This is a genomic window from Streptomyces sp. CA-106110 (genome assembly GCF_050936285.1).
Lineage (GTDB): Bacteria > Actinomycetota > Actinomycetes > Streptomycetales > Streptomycetaceae > Streptomyces.
The window spans coordinates 8,760,287-8,783,706 of record NZ_JBNJNB010000001.1; the positions used below are offsets into that span (position 1 = coordinate 8,760,287).

At 70.4% G+C, this 23,420-nt stretch carries 17 protein-coding genes and 1 pseudogene; 6 read left to right on the forward strand and 12 right to left on the reverse strand.

Annotated elements, in window-relative coordinates; translation table 11 throughout:
• Positions 1–23: 23 nt before the first annotated feature.
• The 8 genes from ACQEXA_RS40405 to ACQEXA_RS40440 all read right to left on the reverse strand — a co-directional run bounded on the left by ACQEXA_RS40405 (position 24) and on the right by ACQEXA_RS40440 (position 9,613).
• Positions 24–740: an ABC transporter ATP-binding protein gene (locus ACQEXA_RS40405; RefSeq protein ID WP_359389418.1), complete on the reverse strand. Its 717-nt coding sequence runs from the start codon at positions 738–740 to the stop codon at positions 24–26.
• A complete protein-coding gene (locus ACQEXA_RS40410) occupies positions 737–1,606 on the reverse strand; it encodes an ABC transporter ATP-binding protein (protein ID WP_432926531.1) in 870 nt (289 codons plus the stop codon). The genes ACQEXA_RS40405 and ACQEXA_RS40410 overlap by 4 nt, the downstream gene beginning before the upstream one ends.
• A 5-nt stretch (positions 1,607–1,611) precedes the next feature.
• The gene (locus ACQEXA_RS40415) at positions 1,612–3,417 is read right to left on the reverse strand and encodes a branched-chain amino acid ABC transporter permease (protein ID WP_433132511.1); all 1,806 of its coding nucleotides are present in this window, start codon (positions 3,415–3,417) and stop codon (positions 1,612–1,614) included.
• A gap of 5 nt (positions 3,418–3,422) precedes the next feature.
• Positions 3,423–4,349, reverse strand: a complete 927-nt coding sequence (locus ACQEXA_RS40420; RefSeq protein ID WP_432926528.1) for a branched-chain amino acid ABC transporter permease — start codon at positions 4,347–4,349, stop codon at positions 3,423–3,425.
• Positions 4,350–4,491: 142 nt separating this feature from the next.
• Positions 4,492–5,715 carry a branched-chain amino acid ABC transporter substrate-binding protein gene (locus ACQEXA_RS40425; protein WP_432939083.1) on the reverse strand — a complete coding sequence of 408 codons (1,224 nt, stop codon included), beginning with the start codon at positions 5,713–5,715 and terminating at the stop codon, positions 4,492–4,494.
• Between the two features lie 109 nt (positions 5,716–5,824).
• Positions 5,825–6,580, reverse strand: a complete 756-nt coding sequence (locus ACQEXA_RS40430; protein WP_433132513.1) for a hypothetical protein — start codon at positions 6,578–6,580, stop codon at positions 5,825–5,827.
• 209 nt (positions 6,581–6,789) lie between these two features.
• Positions 6,790–7,278, reverse strand: a complete 489-nt coding sequence (locus ACQEXA_RS40435) for a PaaI family thioesterase (protein WP_433132515.1) — start codon at positions 7,276–7,278, stop codon at positions 6,790–6,792.
• A 55-nt stretch (positions 7,279–7,333) separates the two neighbouring features.
• Positions 7,334–9,613: an FdhF/YdeP family oxidoreductase gene (locus tag ACQEXA_RS40440; protein ID WP_433132517.1), complete on the reverse strand. Its 2,280-nt coding sequence runs from the start codon at positions 9,611–9,613 to the stop codon at positions 7,334–7,336.
• Between the two features lie 412 nt (positions 9,614–10,025).
• Between ACQEXA_RS40440 and polA the strand changes: the two genes are divergently transcribed.
• Together polA and ACQEXA_RS40450 are read left to right on the forward strand one after the other, a co-directional pair.
• Positions 10,026–12,752 (forward strand): DNA polymerase I, encoded by a 2,727-nt coding sequence (gene polA, locus ACQEXA_RS40445; protein WP_433132519.1) that lies wholly within the window; start codon positions 10,026–10,028, stop codon positions 12,750–12,752.
• Positions 12,753–13,028: 276 nt separating this feature from the next.
• Positions 13,029–13,445 (forward strand): hypothetical protein, encoded by a 417-nt coding sequence (locus tag ACQEXA_RS40450; RefSeq protein ID WP_359389441.1) that lies wholly within the window; start codon positions 13,029–13,031, stop codon positions 13,443–13,445.
• Here ACQEXA_RS40450 and ACQEXA_RS40455 read toward each other — a convergent pair.
• Positions 13,375–14,226 (reverse strand): DUF4184 family protein, encoded by an 852-nt coding sequence (locus ACQEXA_RS40455; protein WP_433132521.1) that lies wholly within the window; start codon positions 14,224–14,226, stop codon positions 13,375–13,377. The genes ACQEXA_RS40450 and ACQEXA_RS40455 overlap by 71 nt on opposite strands.
• 273 nt (positions 14,227–14,499) lie before the next feature.
• On the opposite strand from ACQEXA_RS40455, the gene ACQEXA_RS40460 reads away from it, so the two are divergent.
• The 3 genes from ACQEXA_RS40460 (at position 14,500) to ACQEXA_RS40470 (ending at position 17,556) form a co-directional block, all read left to right on the forward strand.
• A complete protein-coding gene (locus ACQEXA_RS40460; RefSeq protein WP_433132523.1) occupies positions 14,500–16,200 on the forward strand; it encodes a lytic transglycosylase domain-containing protein in 1,701 nt (566 codons plus the stop codon).
• Between the two features lie 158 nt (positions 16,201–16,358).
• Positions 16,359–16,493 carry an SPW_0924 family protein gene (locus ACQEXA_RS40465; protein WP_360989374.1) on the forward strand — a complete coding sequence of 45 codons (135 nt, stop codon included), beginning with the start codon at positions 16,359–16,361 and terminating at the stop codon, positions 16,491–16,493.
• 70 nt (positions 16,494–16,563) lie between these two features.
• Positions 16,564–17,556: a DUF3068 domain-containing protein gene (locus ACQEXA_RS40470; RefSeq protein WP_433132525.1), complete on the forward strand. Its 993-nt coding sequence runs from the start codon at positions 16,564–16,566 to the stop codon at positions 17,554–17,556.
• Here the strand turns inward: ACQEXA_RS40470 and hrpB are convergent.
• From hrpB to ACQEXA_RS40485, 3 genes and pseudogenes are all read right to left on the reverse strand, one after another.
• A complete protein-coding gene (gene hrpB / locus ACQEXA_RS40475) occupies positions 17,546–20,104 on the reverse strand; it encodes an ATP-dependent helicase HrpB (protein ID WP_433132527.1) in 2,559 nt (852 codons plus the stop codon). The two genes, ACQEXA_RS40470 and hrpB, sit on opposite strands and share 11 nt — an antisense overlap.
• A 25-nt stretch (positions 20,105–20,129) precedes the next feature.
• Positions 20,130–20,456: a hypothetical protein gene (locus ACQEXA_RS40480; RefSeq protein WP_433132529.1), complete on the reverse strand. Its 327-nt coding sequence runs from the start codon at positions 20,454–20,456 to the stop codon at positions 20,130–20,132.
• A gap of 134 nt (positions 20,457–20,590) precedes the next feature.
• Positions 20,591–21,644 (reverse strand): annotated as a pseudogene (locus ACQEXA_RS40485) (class I SAM-dependent methyltransferase).
• Between the two features lie 154 nt (positions 21,645–21,798).
• Between ACQEXA_RS40485 and rpsA the strand changes: the two are divergent.
• Entirely contained in the window at positions 21,799–23,289 is a 1,491-nt protein-coding gene (gene rpsA, locus ACQEXA_RS40490) for a 30S ribosomal protein S1 (RefSeq protein ID WP_433132531.1), read from the forward strand.
• The last annotated feature ends 131 nt before the right edge of the window (positions 23,290–23,420 follow it).

Here is a 23,420-nt window from a genome sequence, read left to right on the forward strand (position 1 = left end):
CGCCGTTTGCCGTGAAGGCGTGCTCAGTCTTCGCCGAGGTAGGCCTTCCGCACGGATTCGTCGTGCAGCAGGTCCTGTCCGGTGCCGGAGAGGACGATGTTGCCGACCTCCATCACATGACCCTGGTCGGCGAGGGAGAGAGCGGCCTGGGCGTTCTGCTCGACGAGCAGGATGGTGGTGCCCTGGGCCTTCAGCTCGGCGATGGTGGCCATGATCTTCTGCATCATGATCGGGGAGAGGCCCATGGAGGGCTCGTCGAGCATGAGCAGTTTCGGCTGGGACATGAGGGCGCGGCCCATGGCGAGCATCTGCTGTTCGCCGCCGGAGAGGGTGCCCGCGGCCTGCTTCCTGCGCTCTCCGAGGATCGGGAAGAGGTCGTAGGCCCGCAGGATGTCCTTTTCGATGCCTTCTTTGTCCTTGCGGAGGAAGGCGCCGAGCTGGAGGTTCTCGGCGATCGTCAGGCGCGGGAAGATGTGCCGGCCCTCGGGGGAGTGGGCGAGTCCGAGCGAGACGATCTTGTGGGCGGGGACGTTGGCCAGCGGTCTGCCGTCGAAGGTGATCCGTCCGCTGGTCGGTTTGAGCAGGCCGGAGAGGGTGCGCAGGGTCGTCGTCTTGCCGGCGCCGTTGGTGCCGATGAGAGTGACGACCTGACCCGCTTCGACGCTGAAGGAGATGCCCTTGACGGCTTCGATCTTGCCGTAGGCCACCCTGAGGTCCTCGACCTCGAGCAGTGCGGTCACTGGGCTTCTCCCTTGGTGCTGCCAGTGGTGCTGTCCGCGGTCACGTCGCCCTCGGCTTCGGCGGCTGCGATCTCGGCGGCCTCTGCTTCTCCGGGTTCGCCGTCGAAGGGGGTTCCGAGGTAGGCGGCGATGACGCGCTCGTCGGCCTGGACGACCTCGGAGGTGCCTTCGACGAGTTTCTCGCCCTGGACGAGGACGGCGACGCGATCGCAGAGGTTGAAGATGAAACGCATGTCGTGCTCGATGACGAGGACGGCGATGCCCTTGTCGCGGATCGCGAACACCAGTTCCTCGGTGGCTCGCGTTTCCTGCGGGTTCATGCCGGCCGTCGGTTCGTCGAGGAGCAGCAGCCCCGGCTCGCTCGCCAGTGCGCGGGCGATTTCGAGTTTGCGCTGTTCGCCGTAGGGGAGGTTGCGCGCGAGGTGGTCGCGCTTGGCGGCGAGGCCGACGAACTCGAGGAGTTCCATGGCCCGCGCCTCGGATTCCCTTTCGGCTCTCTTGAAGCCGGGGCCGCGCAGGAGGGCGGACCACAGGCCTTCTTTGGTCCGGGTGTGGCGGCCGACGAGCACGTTTTCCAGAACGGTCATGTTGGCGAAGAGCCGGATGTTCTGGAACGTGCGGGCGATGCCGGCCTTGGTGACCAGGTGGGGCTTGGGGGGCAGGACGGTGCCCTTGTAGGAGACCGTGCCCTCTGTGGGGATGTACAGGCCGGTGAGGCAGTTGAAGAAGGTGGTCTTTCCGGCGCCGTTGGGGCCGATGAGGCCGACGATCTCGCCGCTGTTGACGGTGAAGTCGACGGAGCGTACGGCGGTGAGGCCGCCGAAGCGCATCGTCACGTCGCGGGCTTCGAGTACAGGTGTCGTCATGGTTCTTACGCCCCTGCCTTGGTGACGGCCGGTTCGTCGGTCAGCGTCGCTTGTTGGGGTACGTCGAGTTGGCCGGTCTCGTGGAATTCGAGCTGGCGGCGGCGGTTGGCGATGATGCCTTCCGGTCGGAAGCGCATCAGCAGGATGAGGGCGATGCCGAAGGCGAGGAGCGACTTGTCCTGGAGGAAGACGAGTTTCTCCGGGAGCAGGTAGAGCAGTGCCGCGCCGAGCAGGGGGCCTGCGACGGTGCCCATGCCGCCGAGGACGACCGCGGCGAGGAGGAAGGCCGAGTTGGGGGGTGTGGAGCCCGCGAACTGGTAGGGGTTGGGGACCACGCTGTAGGTCACGTGGGCGCTGACGGTTCCGGCGAGGCCGGCCAGGGAGGCGCCGAGGGCGAAGGCGATGAGCTTGACCCGGAAGCCGTTGATGCCCATGGCGGTCGCGGCGGTCTCGTCCTCGCGGATGGCGATCCAGGAGCGGCCGATGCGGGAGTCGGCGGCGCGGGTGAAGACGAGGACGACCAGGGCCATGATGAGGACCATCAGGAGGTAGTAGTTGGCGAAGCGCCCGATGGTGAAGCCGCCGAGGTCGTGCGAGTTCCCGAAGTTGAACCCGAAGAGCTTGATGTCGGGGATGGACGGGATGCCGTTGGGACCGTTGGTGATGTCGGGGCCGGAGACGCCGTCCATGTTGTTGACGGCGATACGGAAGATCTCTCCGAAGCCGAGGGTGACGATGGCGAGGTAGTCGCCGCGCAGCCGCAGGGTGGGGGCGCCGATGAGGACACCGAAGACGAGGGAGGCGGCCATGCCGCTGAGGGCGGCGGCCCAGAACGGGAACTGGACGCCGGAGAACCGCGAGAACTCGGAGCCGGAGACCAGGGCGGCGGTGTAGGCGCCGACGCCGAGGAAGGCGACGTAACCGAGGTCGAGGAGACCGGCGAGGCCGACCACGATGTTGAGGCCGAGGGCGACCGTCCCGAAGATCAGGATGTTCACGCCGATGTTGGCGTAGTGGTCGTCGGACTGGGTGAAGGGGAAGGCGATCGCGGCGACGAAGCCCATCGCGAGGGCGAAGCTGCGGTTGGCCGCGACGAGGCGTGAGAAGCGGTCGAGCAGGCCCGCGGTGTGCGCCGCCCAGACGGCGAAGATGACGACGATGAGGTAGCCGATGAACACTTCGCCGTACTCGGTGTCGATGCCGTAGGCGAAGGTGAACAGGCCCACGATGGTAACGGCGGTGACGATGGCGCGCTGGACCCAGGGGGCGGTGCCGCCGGCCGGCGGGATGTGGTTCGGCTTGGCGATGTAGGCGCGCAGGGTGTCCTTGGCGGACTGTTCGCCGGCCCCGGACTGGGGAAGGGCGAGGGCGCCGAGGACAGGGAGCAGGGAGGCGACGGCCGCGACGTAGCCGCCCGGTTCGAGGTTGACGAGGCCGCCCAGCTTGGCGGCTATCGCGATGACGGTGAACCAGGTGGTGCCGAAGGCGCCGAGGGCGGCGAGGACCGTGGGCGCGTTGTTGCCCGCCGGGGCGAGCCACTTGAGGCCTTTGACGCCGTATCCGGCGAGGGCGAAGAGGGCGACGAGGATGCCGCCGACGAAGGTCAGCCACTGCAGGCCGCCCGGGTAGCCGTAGACGGTGAGGTCGCCGGGGAAGTCGGCGGTCCAGGTCCAGGCGAGGAAGGCGGAGGCGACGGTGGCGATGCCGCCGACGAGGGTGAGCGCGCGGGCGGCGGCCGGAGGCAGCGGGATGAGGCCGCGCTCGGTGACCGTCGGCGTCTCCGGGATCTCGGGGGTCTTGGTGTCGGTCATGGTGATCACGCCCTGTCCGCGACGCGTTCGCCGAGGAGGCCCTGTGGCCTGAAGAGGAGTACGAGGATGAGCAAGACGAAGGCCCACATGGGGGCCCAGCCCTGTCCACCGAGCTGCTGCATGCCGGGGACGTTGTCGATGTAGGCGGAAGCCATGGTTTCGGCGATACCGAGGACGAGGCCGCCGAGCATGGCGCCGTAAATGTTGCCGATGCCGCCGAGGACTGCCGCGGTGAAGGCCTTGAGGCCCATGAGGAAGCCCATGCGGTAGTCGATGCTGCCGTACTTGAGGCCGTAGGCGACCGCGGCGACGGCGGCGAAGAGGCCGCCGATGGCGAAGGCGATGACGATGATGCGGTTGGTGTCGATGCCCATCAGCTGCGCGGTGTCCGGGTCCTGCGCGGTGGCCTGCATGGCGCGGCCGGTGCGGCTGCGGCGGACGAACAGAGCGAGGGCGCCCATGCACACGGCGGCGGCGATGATCAGGAAGATGTCGGCGTCCTTGATGGTGACGGAGCCGAGGTCGTGTGTCGTGTCGAGGCCGGGGAAGGGGCGGGCGCGGTCGGCCTGGGGGTAGAAGTTGCGGACGACTTCCTGGAGCGCCAGGGAGAGGCCGATGGCGGTGATGAGCGGTGCCAGCCTTGGCCCTCCGCGAAGTGGTCGGTAGGCGAACCGTTCCGCCCCGACGGCGATGAGGATGGCGACGATGGCGCCGCCTATCAGCATGAGGGGCACGAGGGCCCACATCGGGGTGCCGGAGGGGAGGATCAGCGAGACCGTGAGGGCGCCGAAGGCTCCGGTCATGAAGATCTCGCCGTGTGCGAAGTTGATGAGCTGGACGATGCCGTACACCATCGTGTAGCCGATGGCGATCAGACCGTACATCGAGCCGAGGAGCAGCCCGTTGGCCAGCTGCTGCGGCAGGGTGTTCACCGCGTGGCCTCCATGTCGCTGGTGGTCGTGTTGTGCACTGTGGTGTGCAGGGCGGGATGTGAGAACGGGCCGCGCGGTCGGGGTCCTCCTTCCGCGCGGCCCGTCGGTGCTGTGCTAGGGGTCGACCTGGCTACGTACGTGCTCAGCTGGGGTTGTACGTACCGGTCTTGACCGCCTTCCAGGCACCCTTCTCGACCTGGTAAACGGTGAGCTGCTTGTTCGTCGTGTCGCCGAACTCGTCGAAGGAGACGTGGCCGGAGATGCCGTCGAAGTCGCTCTTCTGGACGCCGTCGACGACCTTGGAGCGCAGGTCGTCACCGGTCGGCACCTTGCCGCCGTTGGCGTCCGCGGCGGCCTTGACCGCGTTGATGATGGCGTTGGCGGCGTCGTAGGCGTAGGCACCGTAGGCGCCGTAGTCACCCTTGTAGCCCTTGGCCTTGTACGTCTCGACGAACGTCTTGGCGGCGGGCAGGGTGTCGACCGGCACGCCGACCGCGGTGGCGAGGTCGCCCTCGGCGTCCTTGCCGGCGGTGTCGATGTAGGTGGTGGCGTACATGCCGTCGCCGCCGAACAGCGGGATGTTGACGCCGGCGTCCTTGAGCTGCTTGGTGATCAGCTCGGACTCGTCGTACTGGCCGCCGTAGTAGAGGATGTCGGCCTTGGCGTTCTTGATCTTGGTGACGAGCGAACCGAAGTCCTTGTCACCGGTGTTGACGTGGTCGGTACCGACGACCGCGCCGCCCAGCTTCTTGAACGAGTCGTTGAAGATCTTGGCGAGGCCGGCGCCGTAGGTCTGCTTGTCGTCGACGACGAAGGCCTTCTTCTTCTTGAGGCCGTTGTAGGCGTAGTCGGCGGCGAAGCCACCCTGGAGGGCGTCGGTGGTGGCGGTGCGGAAGTACGTCTTGTACGGGCGGGTCTTCGAGGTCTGCCAGTCCTTGCCCTGGGTCAGGGTCGGGTTGGTGTTCGAGGGGGAGATCTCGACCATGTTGGCGGAGGCGAAGACCTGCTGCATGGACTGGGCCACACCGGAGTTGAGCGGGCCGACGGCGCCGACGACGGTCTTGTCGCCGACGAGAGCCGTGGCGTTCTGCTGTCCGGTGGCGGGCTGCGCCTTGTCGTCCAGGGCCTTGACCTGGAACTTCACGCCGGGAACGGTGTTCTTCTTGTTGGCGTCGTCGACGGCGATCTGGACGCCGTACTGGATGCCGAGGCCCGTGGTCGAGTTCTCGCCGGAGAGCGGGGCGTCCACGCCGATGGTGAGGGTCGTGGAGGAGCCGCTGTCGCCGCTCTTGCTGTTGTTGTCGCGGGAGCCGCACGCGGTCAGAGTCAGTGCTCCGGTGGTGAGCACGGAGGTGAGGATCACCAGAGAACGCTGTCGCACAATCAGTCCTTTCCGCGGCCTGGCCGCCCTGGACGGGCGACGCGAATGCCGCGCTGGTACCGAACTCCCGATGGAGCGGTGACTGGCCGTGACTCTAAGCCTGGTCCGAGGAGATGAGTATCGTCGCGGACCGGCTTGTGACTTTCTTGTTATGCCGTGCAGGTTGGGGCGTATCGAGGAAGTCGAGTCTTGGCCGGTTTGGCAGAATTTCCGTGTAGTCCGCATTTTGAGAATGCGCACTTCCGCTTGGTCTTGACCGGACCCCTGGGCGGTGGGTGCGGCAGACAGTGCCGATCAGCTGCGAAAGATCGCGGGAGAAGGCGCCGTCGAAGATGAAGCTGTGGTCTTGTATTGCGCGCATGTTACGCAGCGTCACATCAAGAAATGGAAGATCCGGATTGAGTGGCAGTCCGGAACAGTCGGATACGGATACCTCGAGTGTGATGCGGCGTGTTGTCCTGGCGTGCACGGTAATGGACGCATTGGGCAGGGTCCGGGCCCGCAGTCCGGTGAACCCGGCCGTGATGCCAAAGACGGTCACAGGCGGTCCGTCGCGGACCGAGACGTCGAACCGGAAGGTGGCGACCGGGGTGGCGGTGGTGGCCGGGTGGACAACTCCCGCGTAGGAGAACTCCGTTACGTTCACGGGCCAGGGCGGCAGGGCCGGTTCCGGGGGCGTGGTGGCGGACCGGGCGGGCAGGAGCAGCAGGGCGCCGGTGACGGCGAGGGCGGCGACGGCGCCCAGGGTGACTCTGCGGGTGTGTACCGGCAGCCGCGTCCATCGGTCGGACAGGCGGGGCGCGTCGCTGCCGACGACGTCGCGCCCCGGCTCGGGGTCGGACGGCTCCACAGGCTCGACGGGTCCTGTGCCGCTCATGGCCGGCGCCTCATGGGGCCACGGTAGGGGGCCGGGGCCCGGCCGGGAAGGTGCGGTGACGTGCCTGCCGGGCTTGGGAGTTGAGGGTGCCGCGCCGAGCGCGCCGGGGAGCGCGCGGAGCGGCGGGGCAACCGTGTACGGGTGGGGGCCGAGGGGGACGTGTGGGCTCCGGCCCCCGGTGATCAGCCTCCGATGGGGAGGTGGTCGCCGTCGCCCGGCCGTACGTCGCGCAGCAGACAGGTCAGCCGGGCGGTGCACACGCGCTTGCCGCTCTCGTCGCTGATCACGATCTCGTACGTCGCTGTCGAGCGCCCCCGGTGGACCGGGGTGGCCACGCCGGTGACGAGGCCGGAGCGCACCCCGCGGTGGTGGGTGCAGTTCAGGTCGACGCCGACGGCGATCTTCGAACTGCCGCCGTGGAGCATGGCGCCCACGGAGCCGAGGGTCTCGGCGAGCACGGCGGATGCGCCGCCGTGCAGCAGCCCGTACGGCTGGGTGTTGCCCTCCACGGGCATGGTGCCGACGACCCACTCCGCGGAGGCCTCGACGATCTGGACGCCCATACGGGTGCCGAGGTGTCCGGCGGAGAAGAGGGCGGGCAGGTCGACGCCGAGCGCGGCGTACTCGTCGACGATCTCTTGCGGGAACTTCACGGTGTGCTGCTCGCCCATGGGGTACGGCTCCGTTCGTCGGGGATCGGTCACTCGCCTATGGCTGAGCAAACGCTCAGTCGGTCGCCGATTGTTCCAGGCGAACCACGACGGACTTGCTGGCGGGGGTGTTGCTGGTGTCGGCGGTGGCATCCAGCGGGACCAGCACGTTCGTCTCCGGATAGTAGGCGGCCGCGCAGCCGCGGGCGGTGGGGTAGTGCACGACCCGGAAGCCGGGCGCGCGCCGCTCGACGCCGTCCTGCCACTCACTGACCAGGTCGACGTACGAGCCGTCCGCCACGCCGAGCATCCGGGCGTCCTCGGGGTGGACGAGGACGACGCGGCGGCCGTTCCTGAGGCCGCGGTAGCGGTCGTCCAGCCCGTAGATCGTGGTGTTGTACTGGTCGTGCGAGCGCAGGGTCTGCAGCAGCAGCCGGCCCTCGGGCAGCGCCGGGAACTCCACGGGCGCCGCGGTGAAGTTGGCCTTGCCCGTGGCGGTGGGGAAGCGGCGCTCGTCGCGGGGCGCGTGGGGGAGCGCGAAGCCGCCCGGATGTGCCACGCGCGCGTTGAAGTCCTCGAAGCCGGGGATCACGCGTGAGATGCGGTCGCGGACGGTCGCGTAGTCCTTCTCGAACTCCTCCCACGGGACGGTGCTGTCCGCGCCGAGCACCCGGCGGGCCAGTCGGCACACGATGGCCGGTTCGGACAGCAGATGGGGGCTCGCGGGGTCCAGGCCGCCGCGGGAGGCGTGCACCATGCCCATGGAGTCCTCCACGGTCACGAACTGCTCGCCGCTGCCCTGCAGATCGCGCTCGGTGCGGCCGAGCGTGGGCAGGACGAGGGCGCGCGCGCCGGTGACGGTGTGCGAGCGGTTGAGCTTGGTCGACACGTGCACGGTGAGCCGGGCGCGCCGCATGGCCGCCTCGGTCACATCGGTGTCGGGGGAGGCGGACACGAAGTTGCCGCCCATCGCGAAGAAGACCTTCGCCTCGCCGTCGCGCAGGGCGCGGATGGCCCGTACGACGTCGTAGCCGTGTGCGCGCGGCGGCGCGAACCCGAACTCCCTCTCCAGCGCGTCCAGGAAGGCGGGCGCGGGCCGTTCGAAGATGCCCATCGTGCGGTCGCCCTGCACGTTCGAGTGACCACGCACCGGGCACACTCCCGCGCCGGCACGCCCGATGTTGCCGCGCAGCAGAAGGAAGTTGACGACCTCGCGGATCGTGGCGACGGCGTGCTTGTGCTGGGTGAGCCCCATGGCCCAGCAGACGATGGTCCGCTCGGAGGCGAGGACCATGGCCAGGGCCTGCTCTATCTCCTCGCGGCCGAGACCGGTCGCATCGAGCGTCTGGGCCCAGTCCGCGGCGCGCGCGGCAGCGGCGAACTCCTCGAAGCCGTGGGTGTGTTCGCGGACGAACTCGTCGTCGACCGCGCCCTCCGCCTCCAGGATCAGCTTGTTGAGCAGGCGGAAGAGGGCCTGGTCGCCGCCGATGCGGATCTGCAGGAACAGATCGGTCAGGGCGGCTCCCTTGAGCATGCCCTGGGCGGTCTGCGGGTTCTTGAAGCGCTCAAGTCCCGCCTCGGGCAGCGGGTTGACGCTGATGATCCTCGCGCCGCCCGCCTTGGCCCTCTCCAGGGCCGACAACATGCGCGGGTGGTTGGTGCCGGGGTTCTGTCCGGCGACGATGATCAGGTCCGCCTTGTGGATGTCCTCGAGCAGGACGCTGCCCTTGCCGACGCCGATCGTCTCCGAGAGCGCGGAACCTGACGACTCGTGACACATGTTCGAGCAGTCGGGCAGGTTGTTGGTGCCCAGCTCGCGGGCGAAGAGCTGGTAGAGGAACGCTGCCTCGTTGCTCGTGCGGCCCGAGGTGTAGAAGACGGCCTCGTCAGGGGAGTCGAGGGCGGCGATCTCCTCGGCGATGATGTCGAAGGCGCGCTCCCAGGTGACCGGCTCGTAGCGGTCCGCCCCTTCGGGGAGGTACATGGGATGCGTCAGGCGCCCCTGCTGGCCCAGCCAGTAGCCGCTGCGGGTCGCGAGGCCGGCCACGGGGTGCGCGGCGAAGAACTCCGGAGTGACGCGGCGCAGGGTGGCTTCCTCGGCGACCGCCTTCGCGCCGTTCTCGCAGAACTCCGCCGTGTGCCGGTGGTCGGGCTCGGGCCAGGCGCAGCCCGGGCAGTCGAAGCCGTTCTTCTGGTTGACGCGCAGCAGGGTGAGCGCGGTGCGGCGCACGCCCATCTGCTGCTGGGCGATGCGCAGGGTGTGTCCGATGGCGGGGAGTCCCGCCGCCGCGTGCTGCGGCTCGGAGACCTGCGGCGCGTCCTGGACCGGGTCACCCTTGGGCGGCTTCGTTGGCATCGCTGCGCTCTCCTTCGCCGGCGCGTGTAAACGGTGTCTCAGATCCTCGCATGTGACGGTGACGGCGTTCGTGCCCGGTCGTGCGCCGGCCAGCGTGCGCTTGCGGGCGCCGTCGCGAGCGGACGGGCTCGCGACGCAGGGAGCACATGACCTCGTGACGTCGCCAGCAAACGGCCTCGTGACGTTCCGCGACCGCGCGGGGCGCGCGGGCCGGCGACTGGCTTCGGTCCGGACAGCGTGCGGAAGCCCAGACCGGAAACTCTGCGTCATCGAGGGGATTCCCACCGTGACGGCGGCCGCCCCGAAAGGGCGTTCCAGGACGGCCGATCGGGCCGCACGCCCGGCTCCGCCGCCTGCCCGCCGGAAGCACGGGCGAGGCCGAGTGTCAGTGGGTCGTGGCAGGATCGGGGGCGTGGCAGAGACAGCATCGAAGAAGACCGAGAAGACCTCCGGCGGCGGCCGACCCCGGCTGATGCTCATGGACGGGCACTCACTGGCCTACCGCGCGTTCTTCGCGCTGCCCGCGGAGAACTTCACGACCGCGACGGGCCAGCCGACGAACGCGATCTACGGCTTCGCGTCGATGCTGGCGAACACGCTGCGCGACGAGGCGCCCACGCACTTCGCGGTGGCGTTCGACGTCTCCCGCAAGACATGGCGCTCCGAGGAGTTCACGGAGTACAAGGCGAACCGCTCGAAGACCCCGGACGAGTTCAAGGGCCAGGTCGAGCTGATCGGCGAGCTCCTGGACGCGATGCACGCCGAGCGCTTCGCGGTCGAGGGGTACGAGGCGGACGACGTGATCGCCACCCTCGCCACCCAGGCCGAGGCCGCGGGCTTCGAGGTGCTGATCGTCACTGGCGACCGCGACTCCTTCCAGCTGGTCTCCGAGCACACGACGGTGCTGTATCCGACGAAGGGCGTCTCGGAGCTGACGCGGTTCACTCCGGAGAAGGTCTTCGAGAAGTACGGGCTGACGCCGGCGCAGTACCCCGACTTCGCGGCGCTGCGCGGCGACCCGTCGGACAACCTGCCGGGCATCCCGGGCGTCGGCGAGAAGACGGCCGCGAAGTGGATCAACCAGTTCGGTTCGTTCGCGGAGCTGGTCGAGCGCGTCGAGGAGGTCAAGGGCAAGGCCGGGCAGAACCTGCGCGACCACCTGGAGTCGGTGAAACTCAACCGCCGGCTCACCGAGCTGGAGCGGCAGGTGGAGCTGCCGAAGGCGGTCGCCGACCTGGAGCGGGCCGCGTACGACCGCAAGACCGTCGCGATGGTCCTGGACACCCTGGAGATCAGGAACCCCTCGCTGCGTGAGCGGCTCTTCGCCGTCGACCCCGGGGCCGAGGAGGCCGAGACCACCCCCGTCACCGCGGACGGCGTCGAACTGGACGGCGCGGTGCTGGGCGCGGGCGAGCTGCAGCCCTGGCTCGCCGAACACGGCGATGAGCTCCTCGGCGTGGCCACGGTCGACTCCTGGGCGCTGGGCACGGGCGCGGTGGCCGAGATCGCGCTGGCCGCGGCAGACGGCGCTGCGGCGTGGTTCGACCCGGCGCAGCTGGACGAGGCGGACGAGAGGGCGTTCGCGGCATGGCTCGCCGACCCGGCCAAGCCCAAGGTGCTGCACAACGCCAAGGGCGCGATGCGGGTCTTCCCCGAGCACGGCTGGTCCGTGGAGGGAGTGGCCATGGACACGGCGCTCGCCGCGTACCTGGTCAAGCCGGGCCGTCGTTCCTTCGCGCTGGACGCGCTGTCGCTGGAGTACCTGAACCGCGAGCTGGCACCCGCGGCGACGGCCGACGGGCAGCTCGCCTTCGGTACGGACGAGGGCGCCGAGGGCGAGGCGCTGATGATCCAGGCTCGCGCGATCCTCGACCTTGGTCAGGCGTTCGAGGAGAAGCTGGGCGAGGTGGGCGCGGCGGAGCTCCTGCGCGACATGGAGCTGCCCGTCTCCGCACTGCTGGCCCGTATGGAACGGCACGGCATCGCCGCGGACCGCACCCACCTGGAGGCCATGGAGCAGCTGTTCGCGGGCGCCGTCCAGCAGGCGGTGAAGGAGGCGTACGCGGCGGCGGGGCACGAGTTCAACCTGGGCTCGCCCAAGCAGCTCCAGGAGGTCCTCTTCGGCGAACTGGGGCTGCCCAAGACGAAGAAGACGAAGACGGGTTACACGACGGACGCGGACGCGCTGGCGTGGCTCGCCGCCCAGACCGACAACGAACTCCCGGTGGTCATGCTGCGCCACCGTGAGCAGGCGAAGCTGCGGGTGACGGTCGAGGGCCTGATCAAGACGATCGCGGCGGACGGCCGTATCCACACCACCTTCAACCAGACGGTCGCGGCGACCGGTCGGCTGTCCTCCACCGACCCGAACCTGCAGAACATCCCGGTGCGTACCGACGAGGGCCGGGCGATCCGCCGCGGGTTCGTCGTGGGCGAGGGCTTCGAGTCCCTGATGACGGCGGACTACAGCCAGATCGAGCTGCGCGTGATGGCTCACCTCTCGGAGGACGAGGGCCTGCTCCAGGCCTTCACATCCGGGGAGGACCTGCATACCACGGTCGCCTCCCAGGTGTTCGGGGTCGGCCGCGACGCGGTGGACGCGGAGATGCGCCGCAAGATCAAGGCGATGTCCTACGGTCTGGCCTACGGTCTGTCGGCGTTCGGTCTGTCCCAGCAGCTGAACATCGAAGCTGCGGAGGCCCGTGGCCTGATGGACACGTACTTCGAGCGGTTCGGCGGCGTGCGGGACTATCTGCGGCGCGTGGTGGACGAGGCCCGGGCCACCGGCTACACACAGACCGTGCTGGGCCGCCGCCGCTATCTGCCCGACCTGAACAGCGACAATCGTCAGCGCCGTGAGGCGGCGGAGCGCATGGCGCTGAACGCCCCGATCCAGGGCACGGCTGCGGACATCGTCAAGATCGCCATGCTGAAGGTGGACGGGGCCCTGCGCGAGGCGGGCCTGAAGTCCCGCATCCTCCTCCAGGTCCACGACGAAATCGTCCTGGAGATCGCCCCGGGCGAGCGCGGGAAGACGGAGGAACTGGTCCGCCGCGAGATGGCGGGCGCGGTCCAGCTGAGGGCCCCACTGGATGTCTCGGTGGGAGCCGGAGGGGACTGGGAGTCGGCGGCGCACTGACCCTGACCGCCTGCGGCGAGTGACGGGGGAGGGGCCGTCGGCCGGGCTGGACACACGCAGCACTGTGCGTCCCGGGTCGGTGGTTCCGCGCCGGGACGCTGCGCCGCGCCGCAGGGCGGCCCCGGCCACCCCGCACCCGGTCGCACGGCCGCCCGAGACCATCACTCGGGCAGCCCCCGTGAAAGCGCCTCGGCGGCGAAGACGGCGTAGAGATGCCCCATGGGCATACGTCCGCTTCGTCGTCTTGCACGCCGCCCGGCGATCCGGGGGACCGTCATGGCCGCCGCCTTGCAGCGCCCTGTCCCGGCCTACGCGCTCGACGCCGGCGCCCTCCGCCGGCCCGTCCCCACCCTTGCCGCCCGCGCCACCGCGCTCGGCACCAAGGTGTGGCGGGACATCCAAGACCTCCGGGCCATGTTCGTCTCCCGGCTCAAAGCCCTTCCCCTGGCCCTCTCGCGCGGCTCCGAGCCGGCTTGCTTCCGCGTCGGGCAGCGGCGGGAGAGCGCCGCCGACGGCACGGCCGCCGCACGGCTGCGCACCGCACTCACCACGGCCCGGGAACTGGTGCGCGGACTCGTCGCCGCCCACCGCGCCCGTTTCCCTGCCCGCATCGCGAGGGCGGTCAACGGGACACAGGCCGGCGCGGTTCCGCAACATCCGCCGCGTCGCCGGCGGCCGGACGCCACACCCTGACCCCTGCCGCGTACAAGGCCAGCCCCACGACAAGACCCGCCCCGGCTCCGAAGCACACCGTCGGGATCAGTTCCCACGGCCTCGCCGTGGCGCCCCAGTACGCCCACCACCGCGAGGCCCGCTGTACCGCCCCCGCCGCCGCGCACGCACCGATCACCGCGCGCGCCAGCCACCGGTCGGCCCAGGACAAGAGCGGTAGCCGGGCAACCGCCGACGCGCTGTCCGGCGCCCGCCGCAGCGCGACCACCACGAACACCGCGATCACGACCGCCGCGACGGCCGAACTCCCGTACTGCAGATACCAGTACAGAGGCGCCCCCGCGACCTGCCGTCCCAGCACCGGGAACAACCTCATTCCCCACCGGTCGTGATGCGTGAACGCGTCCCACACCACATGCGTCAGCGCGCCCAGCGCTGCCGAGACGTACCACCACAAGACCGTACGGAACGACACTTCCTGCCGCGGGGTGCCGCAGCGCACCAGCGCCGCCACTCGTCCCTGCCGCGCTCGGGGCAGCAGCGCCACCAGCGGCTCCCGCAGGGCCAGCCAGGCTCCCACGAGTGCCCAGGCGATGAGCACATCGACCGTGAACACCCCTGCGAACGAGTGCGTGACCTCACCGAACCGCATCGCCCCTGACACCGCACTCGCCGCGTAATAGGTCAGGTCCGGCGCGAACGACCCGGCGACCAGGACCGATGGCACCAGCCGGCCGCGGCCGGACCCGTCCCCGCGCACGGCGGGCAGCACGGCCGCGGCGTGGCTGAGAGTGAACGGCAAGTGGGCCCCCCGCGGCAGTCGTCGTCCGGGCGGAACGTCCCGGCGATCACAGACGTCCAGTATGCGGGAGGGAAGAAGCGGACAAGACGGTCCGTCCGTCTCCTGCGTCCCGCCCAACCACACATGACCAACTGGTGAAAACCGGGCGCCAACCGGTGTCGGGGTGCCAGGAGTTGTCGTAGGGTCACTTGGTCGGCGCACGGGTGCGTGATCGAATACGCGCAGTACCGAAAACGAACAGATATTGGGTCGTCGACGGGAGGGGTTCACTCAATGGCGGCGCATATGGGCAGGCGGCTGCGCAAGGGGGCGGCAACCACCGCTGTGGCTGCGGCAGCGGTCGCGGCTCTGGCGGCGTCCCAGGCTCCGGGAGCGACCGGCGACGACCAGGCCAGACAGACCACCGGAGCGCAGTCCGCGCCCGACGCCGCCGGCGACGGCACCGGCAGTGGCGGCGGGGACACGGCCACCGGCAACGGCGGCTACTACACCGACCTCCCGCCGCTCAACAGCCCCACCGACTCGCCCACCCCGACCGTAGGCCCCACCACGGGGGTGGTCGGCGCCGCGGAGTCCGGCATACCCGCCACCGTCCTCGACGCCTACAAGAAGGCCGAGGCCGAACTCCGGCAGGCCAAGCCGGGCTGCAACCTGCCGTGGCAACTCCTCGCCGCGATCGGCAAGGTGGAATCCGGCCAGGCGAGCGGCGGCCGGGTCGACGCCAACGGCACGACGTTCACGAAGATCCTCGGCCCGGTCCTCGACGGCAACGGCTTCGCGAGCATCACGGACACCGACAACGGCGTCTACGACGGCGACATCGTCTACGACCGCGCGGTCGGCCCGATGCAGTTCATACCCTCGACGTGGGCGTGGGCCGGGCGGGACGGCAACGGCGACGGGGTCAAGGACCCCAACAACGTCTACGACGCCGCCCTCGCCGCCGCCCACTACCTGTGCCGCTTCGACCGTGACCTGTCGGTCCAGTCCGAGATGAACGCGGCGATCCTCGGCTACAACAACTCACAGGACTACCTGAAGACCGTTCTGTCCTGGTACGAGTACTACCGCAAGGGCGTCCACTCGATCCCGGACGGCACGGGCAGCGTGCCCAGGCACCGCAGCGATGAGAAGCCCGGCGCGAGCCACTCGCCGAAGCCGGGGAAGACGAAGCCCGGCTCCACCGGCCCCCGCCCGGGCGGGCCGACGCCGGGGAGGCCGACGCCCTCCACGCCGCCCACCGCCACCGACACGGTGGACCACCTGGCGGACGGCGGCACCGGAAGCCTCTCCGCCATGGCCGGCGACACGTTCGGCCAGAAGGTCGTGGTGAAGGCCGTGACCAAGGTGGGCAAGGTCGTGTCCAAGGTCCGTGTGCGGTTCACCATCAGCGGCGACACCGACACCACCTTCACGGGCGGCGAGACCGTGGCGACCGTCGTCACCGACAGCTGGGGCAGGGCCACCGCACCCGCGCTCGTCGCCGGCCAGAAGACCGGCAACTTCCAGGTCCGCGCCCTCGTCGTGGGCCGGACCGTCGCCGGCCTCGACTACCCGGTCACGGTGACCGAACGCCAGGCCGACGCCCTCGTCCGCACCAGCGACACCCCGCTGACCTGCACCCCTGGCGGCCAGTTCGCGGACCAGGTCACGGTGAAGGCCACCTACCAGGGCGCCGTCGCCGACGGCGTCGCGGCCACCGCGACGCTCGTCAAGTCGGCCGACGACCCGACCGAGAACGACAAGGGCCCCTACTTCAAGGACGCGAACGGCAACACCGTGCGCACCCTCACGGGCCTGAAGACCGACGCCGACGGCCAGCTGCAGCTTCCGCAGCTCTACGCCGACGACACGACCGGAACGTTCCTGCTCCGCATCACCACCGCGGGCGGGGCCACCTTGACGGTCGAGCTGGACGTCGCGGCGGTGGCACCGTCGGGCGACCCCAGCCCGTCGCCCAGTTCCACCGCCTGACCGGCCCCGGCGCACAGGCGCCGCACAGCGTGTACGACGGCGGCGCCCCTCCAGCACGGAGGGGCGCCGCCGTTGTGCGTGCGACGTGTTCTCATCTCACGCGGACGTTGCTACCGTGCCGGATCTGACGATGCATCAGCAAAGGCCGGGAGGCCTCCATGCGCGCCCTCATCGCAGCCGCGATCGGTCTCTGCGCGGCGCTCGCCCTGGTGTTCACCATGACGGCCATGGGGGCGCCCACCGGCAAGACCTCGCCGAAGCCTCTGCTGACGACCGTCCCCAGCCATCCGTGACGCACGGGCGCCGCGACGGCACGGCACAGCACCCGGACATGCGCACCGCACGCACAGGGAGGACGCCGAGATGCGCCGTAGGGCCGGCCTGATCCTGCTCGCGTTCGCCGTGTTCTTCACGGCGCTGTCCCCACTGATGCGCTGGTACGTCTTCCCGCGCCTCGCCAAGGTCCCCGCGAACCAGTACCAGGACATGGTCCTGGAGGCGAAGGGCGCCACCCTCCTTGACTACGGCACCATGAAGTCCCGCAGGGTCTCGAACGTCACCGTCGTGCAGACCCTCAAGGGCGACGTGGAGGCCGCGAAGAAGATCGAGAAGACGGCCGGCCGGGACGTGGTGGTCTGGGACGGCCTGTCCTATGTGCAGGGCCCCGACGGCAAGATGGTCTCCCGCATCCCCGAGCGCTACATCTTCGACGCGCACAGCCAGGAACCGGTCCATGCGACCGGCGAGATGGTCGACAACGACCCCGTCCGGCGCGACGGCATCGAGTTCAAGTGGCCCTTCCTGACGCAGAAAAGGGACTACGAGTACTTCGACGCGCAGGCCCGCCTCACGACACCCATCTACTACAAGGGCACGCAGACCTTCCGGGGCGTCGAGGTCTACTACTTCGAACAGACCATCCCCTGGACCAAGGTCCCCTTCCCCAAGGTCATGCCCGTCCAGGGCATCACCGCGGCATCCGTCGCCAAGACCGGTACGACCCGGTGGTACACCACGGTCCGCAAGTTCTGGGTCGAGCCCGTCACCGGCGCGCCCGTCTACGGCGAGGAGATCCACAAAGAGGAGCTGCGCGGCGGCACACTGCTGGGCGGCCGGGACAAGATCACAGTGTTCGCCGGCCATGTGAAGATGCGCGAGGACTACATCCGCTCGACGGTCGCCCTCGTCAAGCACAACCGCCAACTGGTCCTCATGCTGACGTCCTACCTGCCCTGGGGCTTCCTTGTCCTCGGCATCTGTCTGCTGTCACTGTCCCTGTGGCTGGAGGCACGCGACCGGCCCCAGGGCGAGGCGGCTCCCACCGGGACCGTGGAGCCGGAGCCGGTCACCGCCTGAGCCGCGCGTTCGTGTGCCGGGTCGGCTCCGCGGTCGCCGGGTCCTCGGGCCAGGGGTGCTTGGGATAGCGGCCCCGCAGCTCCGCCCGCACGGCCCGGTAGCCGTCCCGCCAGAAGGACGCGAGGTCGGCGGTGACGGCGGCGGGCCGCCCGGCCGGGGACAGCAGATGCACGAGGAGGGTCACACCGGCGATCTCGGGTGACTCCTGCAGCCCGAACATCTCCTGCAGCTTGACGGCGAGCACGGGCCGCTCGGGGTCCGCATAGTCGACCCGGATCCTGGACCCACTGGGGACGGTGACGCGCTCGGGGGCGAGCTCGTCGAGCCGGGCGGCGTCTCCGCCGCCCCAGGGCAGCAGCCGGGCGAGCGCCTGCCCGGCGTCGATGCGCGCGAGGTCGGCACGCCGACGGGCACGGCTCAGCTCCGGCTCGAGCCATTCGTCCACGCGCGCGTGGAGCGCGCCGTCGCCGACGTCAGGCCACGGCTCGCCCAGATGCAGGCGCAGAAAAGCGAGGCGCTGCCGCAGGAGACGGCTCTGTTCCGTCCAGCGCAGCAGCTCCCATCCCTCCTCGCGCAGCCCTTCCAGCAGGGCCGCACGGACGAGGGAAGGGGCGGGCTCCCGCAACGGCCGCGTCGTCAGCTCGACCGCCCCCAGCCGCTCGACAGCCCTGGCCACGACGTCCCCGTCCGCCCAGTGGACCTCGTCGCCCTCCGAGTGCAGCGCCGCGGCGGCGTGCCGCGCCACGCCCTCGTCCACCACAGCGGCGAGCCGTACGCGCGCGTGCCCCGACCCCACGGGCCGGTCGGCGACGGCGACGGCGAGCCACGGGGCGCCGCGCAGCTGCGACCCGTCCGCCGGCTCGGCGCGGGTGCCGCTCACCATGAGATGCGAACCGCCGTCGGCCCGCGCGAGCCGTTCGGGAGAGGCGAGAGCGGCGACGAGACCGACCACGTGATCGTCCTGCGCCTGCCCCGCCCCGCCCGTGCCGGAGGAAGAGTCCGGGGGGCCGGCGGCGCGCCCGCCCCGGGAAGGGGCGCCCGGCTCATCGCCGAGGGCGCTCCGCAGTCGGCGCGTCTCGTCCCGCCAGCGGGCCGCGTACGCGTCGCCCCCGCGCCGGGCCGCCCGCCATGCCGCCGTCAGGTCGTCCCCGTACTCCCGCGGCGGCTCCTCGCTCAGCAGCGCGACCACCTCGGCGGCCCGGTCCACGCCGATCTCGGGCGCCGCGTCCAGCAGCGCGCGGGCCAGTCGCGGATGCAGACCGAACCGGGACATCCGCACGCCCCGTTCGGTGGGCCGCCCCGCCGCGTCCACGGCTCCGATCGCCGTCAGCACCGCCCGCGCCGCCGCCATGGCCCCGACAGGGGGCGCGTCCAGGAGCGCAAGCCCGGATGCGTCCGGGTCGCCCCAGCAGGCCGTCTGCAACGCGAACGCCGTGAGGTCGGCCAGCTTGATCTCGGGCACGGGGAAGCGGGGCAGCCGCACGTCCTCGGCCTCCGGCCAGCAGCGGTACACCCGGCCCGGCGCCTCGCGTCCGGCCCGGCCCGCGCGCTGCCGGCCCGCCGCCTGCGAAGCCCGTACCGTCGTCAGCGCGCTCAGCCCCCGCGCATGGTCCACCCGGGGCTCCCGCGCGAGTCCCGAGTCGACCACCACCCGGACCCCCGGCACGGTCAGCGACGACTCCGCGACGGCCGTCGCCAGAACCACCCGGCGTCCGGTGCCGGGGGACAGCACCGCGTCCTGGACGGCCGCCGGCGCCCGCCCGTGCACCTGCAGCACCTCGACACCGCCCAGGTCGCCCAGCTGCCCCGCCACCCGTGCGATCTCCCCGACGCCCGGCAGGAAGCACAGCACGTCCCCGTCGCACTCGGCGAGCGCGCGCCGCACCACGGAGGCCACATGCGCCAGCAGAACCGGGTCCACGCGCAACCCGTGCGGGGGCCGGACGGGACGCGCGGGCGGCGCCCACACGACCTCCACGGGGTACGAGACGCCTTCCGCCTCGACCACCGGGGCCCCGCCCAGAAGCCGGGCCCAGCCCTGCGCGTCCGTCGTCGCGGACGCCGCCACCAGCCGCAGCTCGGGCCGCAGGGCGCCCCGTACGTCCAGCAGGAAGGCGGCGACCGTGTCCGCGTCCAGATGCCGCTCGTGGCACTCGTCCAGCACGACCACGTCGACACCGGCCAGCTCCTGGTCCCGCTGCAGCCGCTGGAGCAGCACACCGGTCGTGACGACCTCCACGCGCGCGTGCGGCCCGGTCACGCGCTCGCCGCGCACGGTGTAGCCGACGCTCGCCCCGGGCTTCTCCCCGAGCAGCCAGGCCATCCGCCGGGCCGCGGCCCGTGCCGCGATCCGCCGGGGCTCGGCGACCACCACACGACGCGCCGGGCCATCGCCGACCAGCCCGGACAGGACCAGCGGCACGAGCGTCGTCTTGCCGGTCCCGGGCGGCGCGCACAGCACCGCGACACCGTGCTCGTCCAGGGCACCGCGCAGAGCGGGCACCGCGGAACGGACGGCGAGGCGGTCGAGGGCGTCGTGGCGGATCACCGCACCAGTGTTCCAGGCGGCACCGTCAGGGCAGAAAGGCCTGGTGGCACCGGCGGCAGAACGCCTTCCTGTGCCAGTCGGCCCACCGGCGCGCGGTCTGGGCCACCTTGTCGCGCAGCGACACGAGCCACAGACCTCCGCCGGCCACGCCGACGAACCCCAGCCACGCTTCGGACAGCAGCAGCGCACACCCCAGGGCCAGCAGTCCCAGTGGCGCCGACCAGCGCTCGTCGTGCAGCGCGGGACGGGCCAGGTGCGGTGCCAGGGCCCGCCCCTCAGGTGAGAGCGTCCTCCAGTGGGCGCTGAGCTTCGTGGTCCTGTCGCTCCGCTCGCAGACCGGGCAGATGTGCATGCGCCCACCCCCGAACACCCGGCACTGCGCGCGCAGCCCGGGGACGACTTGCCGGTCATTCGTTTGTGCCCTGCCCGGAGTCCGGGCATACGCACTCGCCCGCCGTGAGCCGAGTTTGGCCGGAACCCTTCGTGTCAGCCGCGCTCGCACACGAATATGGCCGTCCCCGGGAGCACGGCGCCGCGCAACGGCGACCACCCGCCCCACTCCGACGTGTTCCAGGCGGGCCACTCCGGTTCCACCAGGTCGACGAGCCGGAACCCGCCGGCCGCGATGTCCCTCACCCGGTCGCCGAGCGTCCGGTGGTGCTCGACGTACACGGCCCGGCCCTCTTCGTCCTGCTCGACGTACGGGGTGCGGTCGAAGTACGAACCCGACACCGACAGGCCCTCGGGCCCCGGCTCGTCCGGGAACGCCCAGCGGATCGGGTGCGTCACCGAGAACACGAAACGGCCGCCGGGGCGCAGCACACGGTGCACCTCGCGCAGGACGAGCACCGGGTCCGCGACGAACGGCAGCGCCCCGTACGCGGAACACGCCAGGTCGAAGGAGGCGTCGCGGAAGGGCAGGGCGGTCGCGTCGGCCTGGACGAGGGGGAGGTCCCCGCCGATGCGGAGCGCGTGCTGGAGCTGACGGTGGGAGAGGTCGAGAGCCACCGGCCGCGCACCCTGGCCGGCCAGCCAGCGCGAACACTGGGCCGCGCCGGCCCCGATCTCCAGGACGTCCTTGCCTTTGAGGTCCTCCGCCGGGCCGAGCAGCTCGGCCTCGACCTCGTCGAGGCCCTCCGGGCACCAGACGAAGCGGTCGTCGCCGAGGAAGGTGCCGTGCTCGATCTGGTACTCGTCCGCGTTCCGGTCCCACCAGCCCCGGTTGGCCCGGGAACTCTCCGTGACACCGGCGGCACGCCGGGTGGCTTCGGGCTCGAACTGCTCGGGCTCTTGGATGATCGGCTCCCTCGTCGTACTCTTCCGACCAACCCGCTTCGGCGGGTTGGGAAAGAGGTGTCCTGGGTCTGCGTGGCCTGTGACGTCACCCGGTATGCGGTCAGCCGGGTGGGCTTTGTGCCGGAAATGTGGCGATTCGCCCCGGGTGGGCGGCTTCGCGCATTGACCCTGCCCGGCTGCCCCCGTATGCTACAAGTTGCGCTGCGGGCCTGCGCACCTCAGACGTAGCAGGCTGCGCTCGCATCTGTTGTATGTCCCCTCGGTTCTCGAGGCGTCATTGGGCACCCAGTGTCCTGCAGGGTGGCGCTTCCTTGGCTGTCCGGCTTCTACAGAGCGAAACGGGCTCCCGGCGTAAGCAGTACCTACGACTTAATGTCCGTACCGGAGCCCTTTCCCACATGACGAGCAGCACCGAGACCACCGCCACCACTCCGCAGGTAGCGGTCAACGACATCGGTAACGAGGAAGCCTTCCTCGCAGCGATCGACGAGACGATCAAGTACTTCAACGACGGCGACATCGTCGACGGCGTCATCGTGAAGGTCGACCGGGACGAGGTCCTGCTCGACATCGGTTACAAGACCGAAGGTGTCATCCCGAGCCGCGAACTCTCGATCAAGCACGACGTCGACCCGAACGAGGTCGTTGCCGTCGGCGACGAGATCGAGGCCCTTGTCCTCCAGAAGGAGGACAAGGAAGGCCGCCTGATCCTCTCGAAGAAGCGCGCCCAGTACGAGCGTGCCTGGGGCACGATCGAGAAGATCAAGGAAGAGGACGGCATCGTCACCGGTACCGTCATCGAGGTCGTCAAGGGTGGTCTCATCCTCGACATCGGCCTCCGCGGCTTCCTCCCGGCCTCCCTGGTCGAGATGCGCCGGGTCCGCGACCTCCAGCCGTACGTCGGCAAGGAGCTCGAGGCGAAGATCATCGAGCTGGACAAGAACCGCAATAACGTGGTCCTGTCCCGCCGCGCCTGGCTCGAGCAGACCCAGTCCGAGGTCCGCCAGACGTTCCTCACGACCCTGCAGAAGGGTCAGGTCCGTTCCGGTGTGGTCTCCTCGATCGTCAACTTCGGTGCCTTCGTGGACCTGGGTGGCGTCGACGGTCTGGTCCACGTCTCCGAGCTGTCCTGGAAGCACATCGACCACCCGTCCGAGGTTGTCGAGGTCGGCCAGGAGGTCACCGTCGAGGTCCTCGACGTCGACATGGACCGCGAGCGCGTCTCCCTGTCGCTGAAGGCGACCCAGGAAGACCCGTGGCAGCAGTTCGCCCGCACCCACCAGATCGGCCAGGTCGTGCCCGGCAAGGTCACGAAGCTGGTTCCGTTCGGTGCGTTCGTCCGCGTGGACGAGGGCATCGAGGGTCTGGTCCACATCTCCGAGCTGGCCGAGCGCCACGTGGAGATCCCGGAGCAGGTCGTCCAGGTCAACGACGGGATCTTCGTCAAGGTCATCGACATCGACCTCGAGCGCCGTCGCATCAGCCTCTCGCTGAAGCAGGCCAACGAGTCCTTCGGCGCCGACCCGGCCTCGGTCGAGTTCGACCCGACGCTGTACGGCATGGCCGCGTCCTACGACGACCAGGGCAACTACATCTACCCCGAGGGCTTCGACCCCGAGACCAACGACTGGCTCGAGGGCTACGAGAAGCAGCGCGAGGAGTGGGAGCGCCAGTACGCCGAGGCGCAGCAGCGCTTCGAGCAGCACCAGCAGCAGGTCATCAAGTCCCGCGAGGCCGACGCTGCCGCCGCTGCCGAGGGCGGCGAGCCCGCCGCTCCGGCCGCGACCGGCGGTTCGTACTCCTCCGAGGGTGGCGACAACTCCGGCGCCCTGGCCTCGGACGAGGCGCTGGCTGCGCTGCGCGAGAAGCTGGCCGGCGGTCAGAGCTGAACGCTCGCCGCTAGGCGTTAGCCGATGACTGAGGGCCCGTCCCCCTGGGGGCGGGCCCTCAGCCGTGCCTACCGGGCGCCGCACCTCCCATAGGGAGGCGAGATCGGCAGCGTCGCCGACCGGCGGTTCGT

What these genes read in the sequence shown, in the direction of transcription:
- ACQEXA_RS40460 (WP_433132523.1), top strand. Translation starts at nt 14,500, where the DNA reads ATGGCGGCGCATATGGGCAGGCGGCTGCGCAAGGGGGCGGCAACCACC.
- ACQEXA_RS40465 (WP_360989374.1), top strand. Translation starts at nt 16,359, where the DNA reads ATGCGCGCCCTCATCGCAGCCGCGATCGGTCTCTGCGCGGCGCTCGCC.
- ACQEXA_RS40450 (WP_359389441.1), top strand. Translation starts at nt 13,029, where the DNA reads ATGGCCGCCGCCTTGCAGCGCCCTGTCCCGGCCTACGCGCTCGACGCC.
- ACQEXA_RS40435 (WP_433132515.1), bottom strand. Translation starts at nt 7,278, where the DNA reads ATGGGCGAGCAGCACACCGTGAAGTTCCCGCAAGAGATCGTCGACGAG.
- rpsA (WP_433132531.1), top strand. Translation starts at nt 21,799, where the DNA reads ATGACGAGCAGCACCGAGACCACCGCCACCACTCCGCAGGTAGCGGTC.
- ACQEXA_RS40415 (WP_433132511.1), bottom strand. Translation starts at nt 3,417, where the DNA reads ATGACCGACACCAAGACCCCCGAGATCCCGGAGACGCCGACGGTCACC.
- ACQEXA_RS40470 (WP_433132525.1), top strand. Translation starts at nt 16,564, where the DNA reads ATGCGCCGTAGGGCCGGCCTGATCCTGCTCGCGTTCGCCGTGTTCTTC.
- ACQEXA_RS40480 (WP_433132529.1), bottom strand. Translation starts at nt 20,456, where the DNA reads ATGCACATCTGCCCGGTCTGCGAGCGGAGCGACAGGACCACGAAGCTC.
- ACQEXA_RS40410 (WP_432926531.1), bottom strand. Translation starts at nt 1,606, where the DNA reads ATGACGACACCTGTACTCGAAGCCCGCGACGTGACGATGCGCTTCGGC.
- ACQEXA_RS40440 (WP_433132517.1), bottom strand. Translation starts at nt 9,613, where the DNA reads ATGCCAACGAAGCCGCCCAAGGGTGACCCGGTCCAGGACGCGCCGCAG.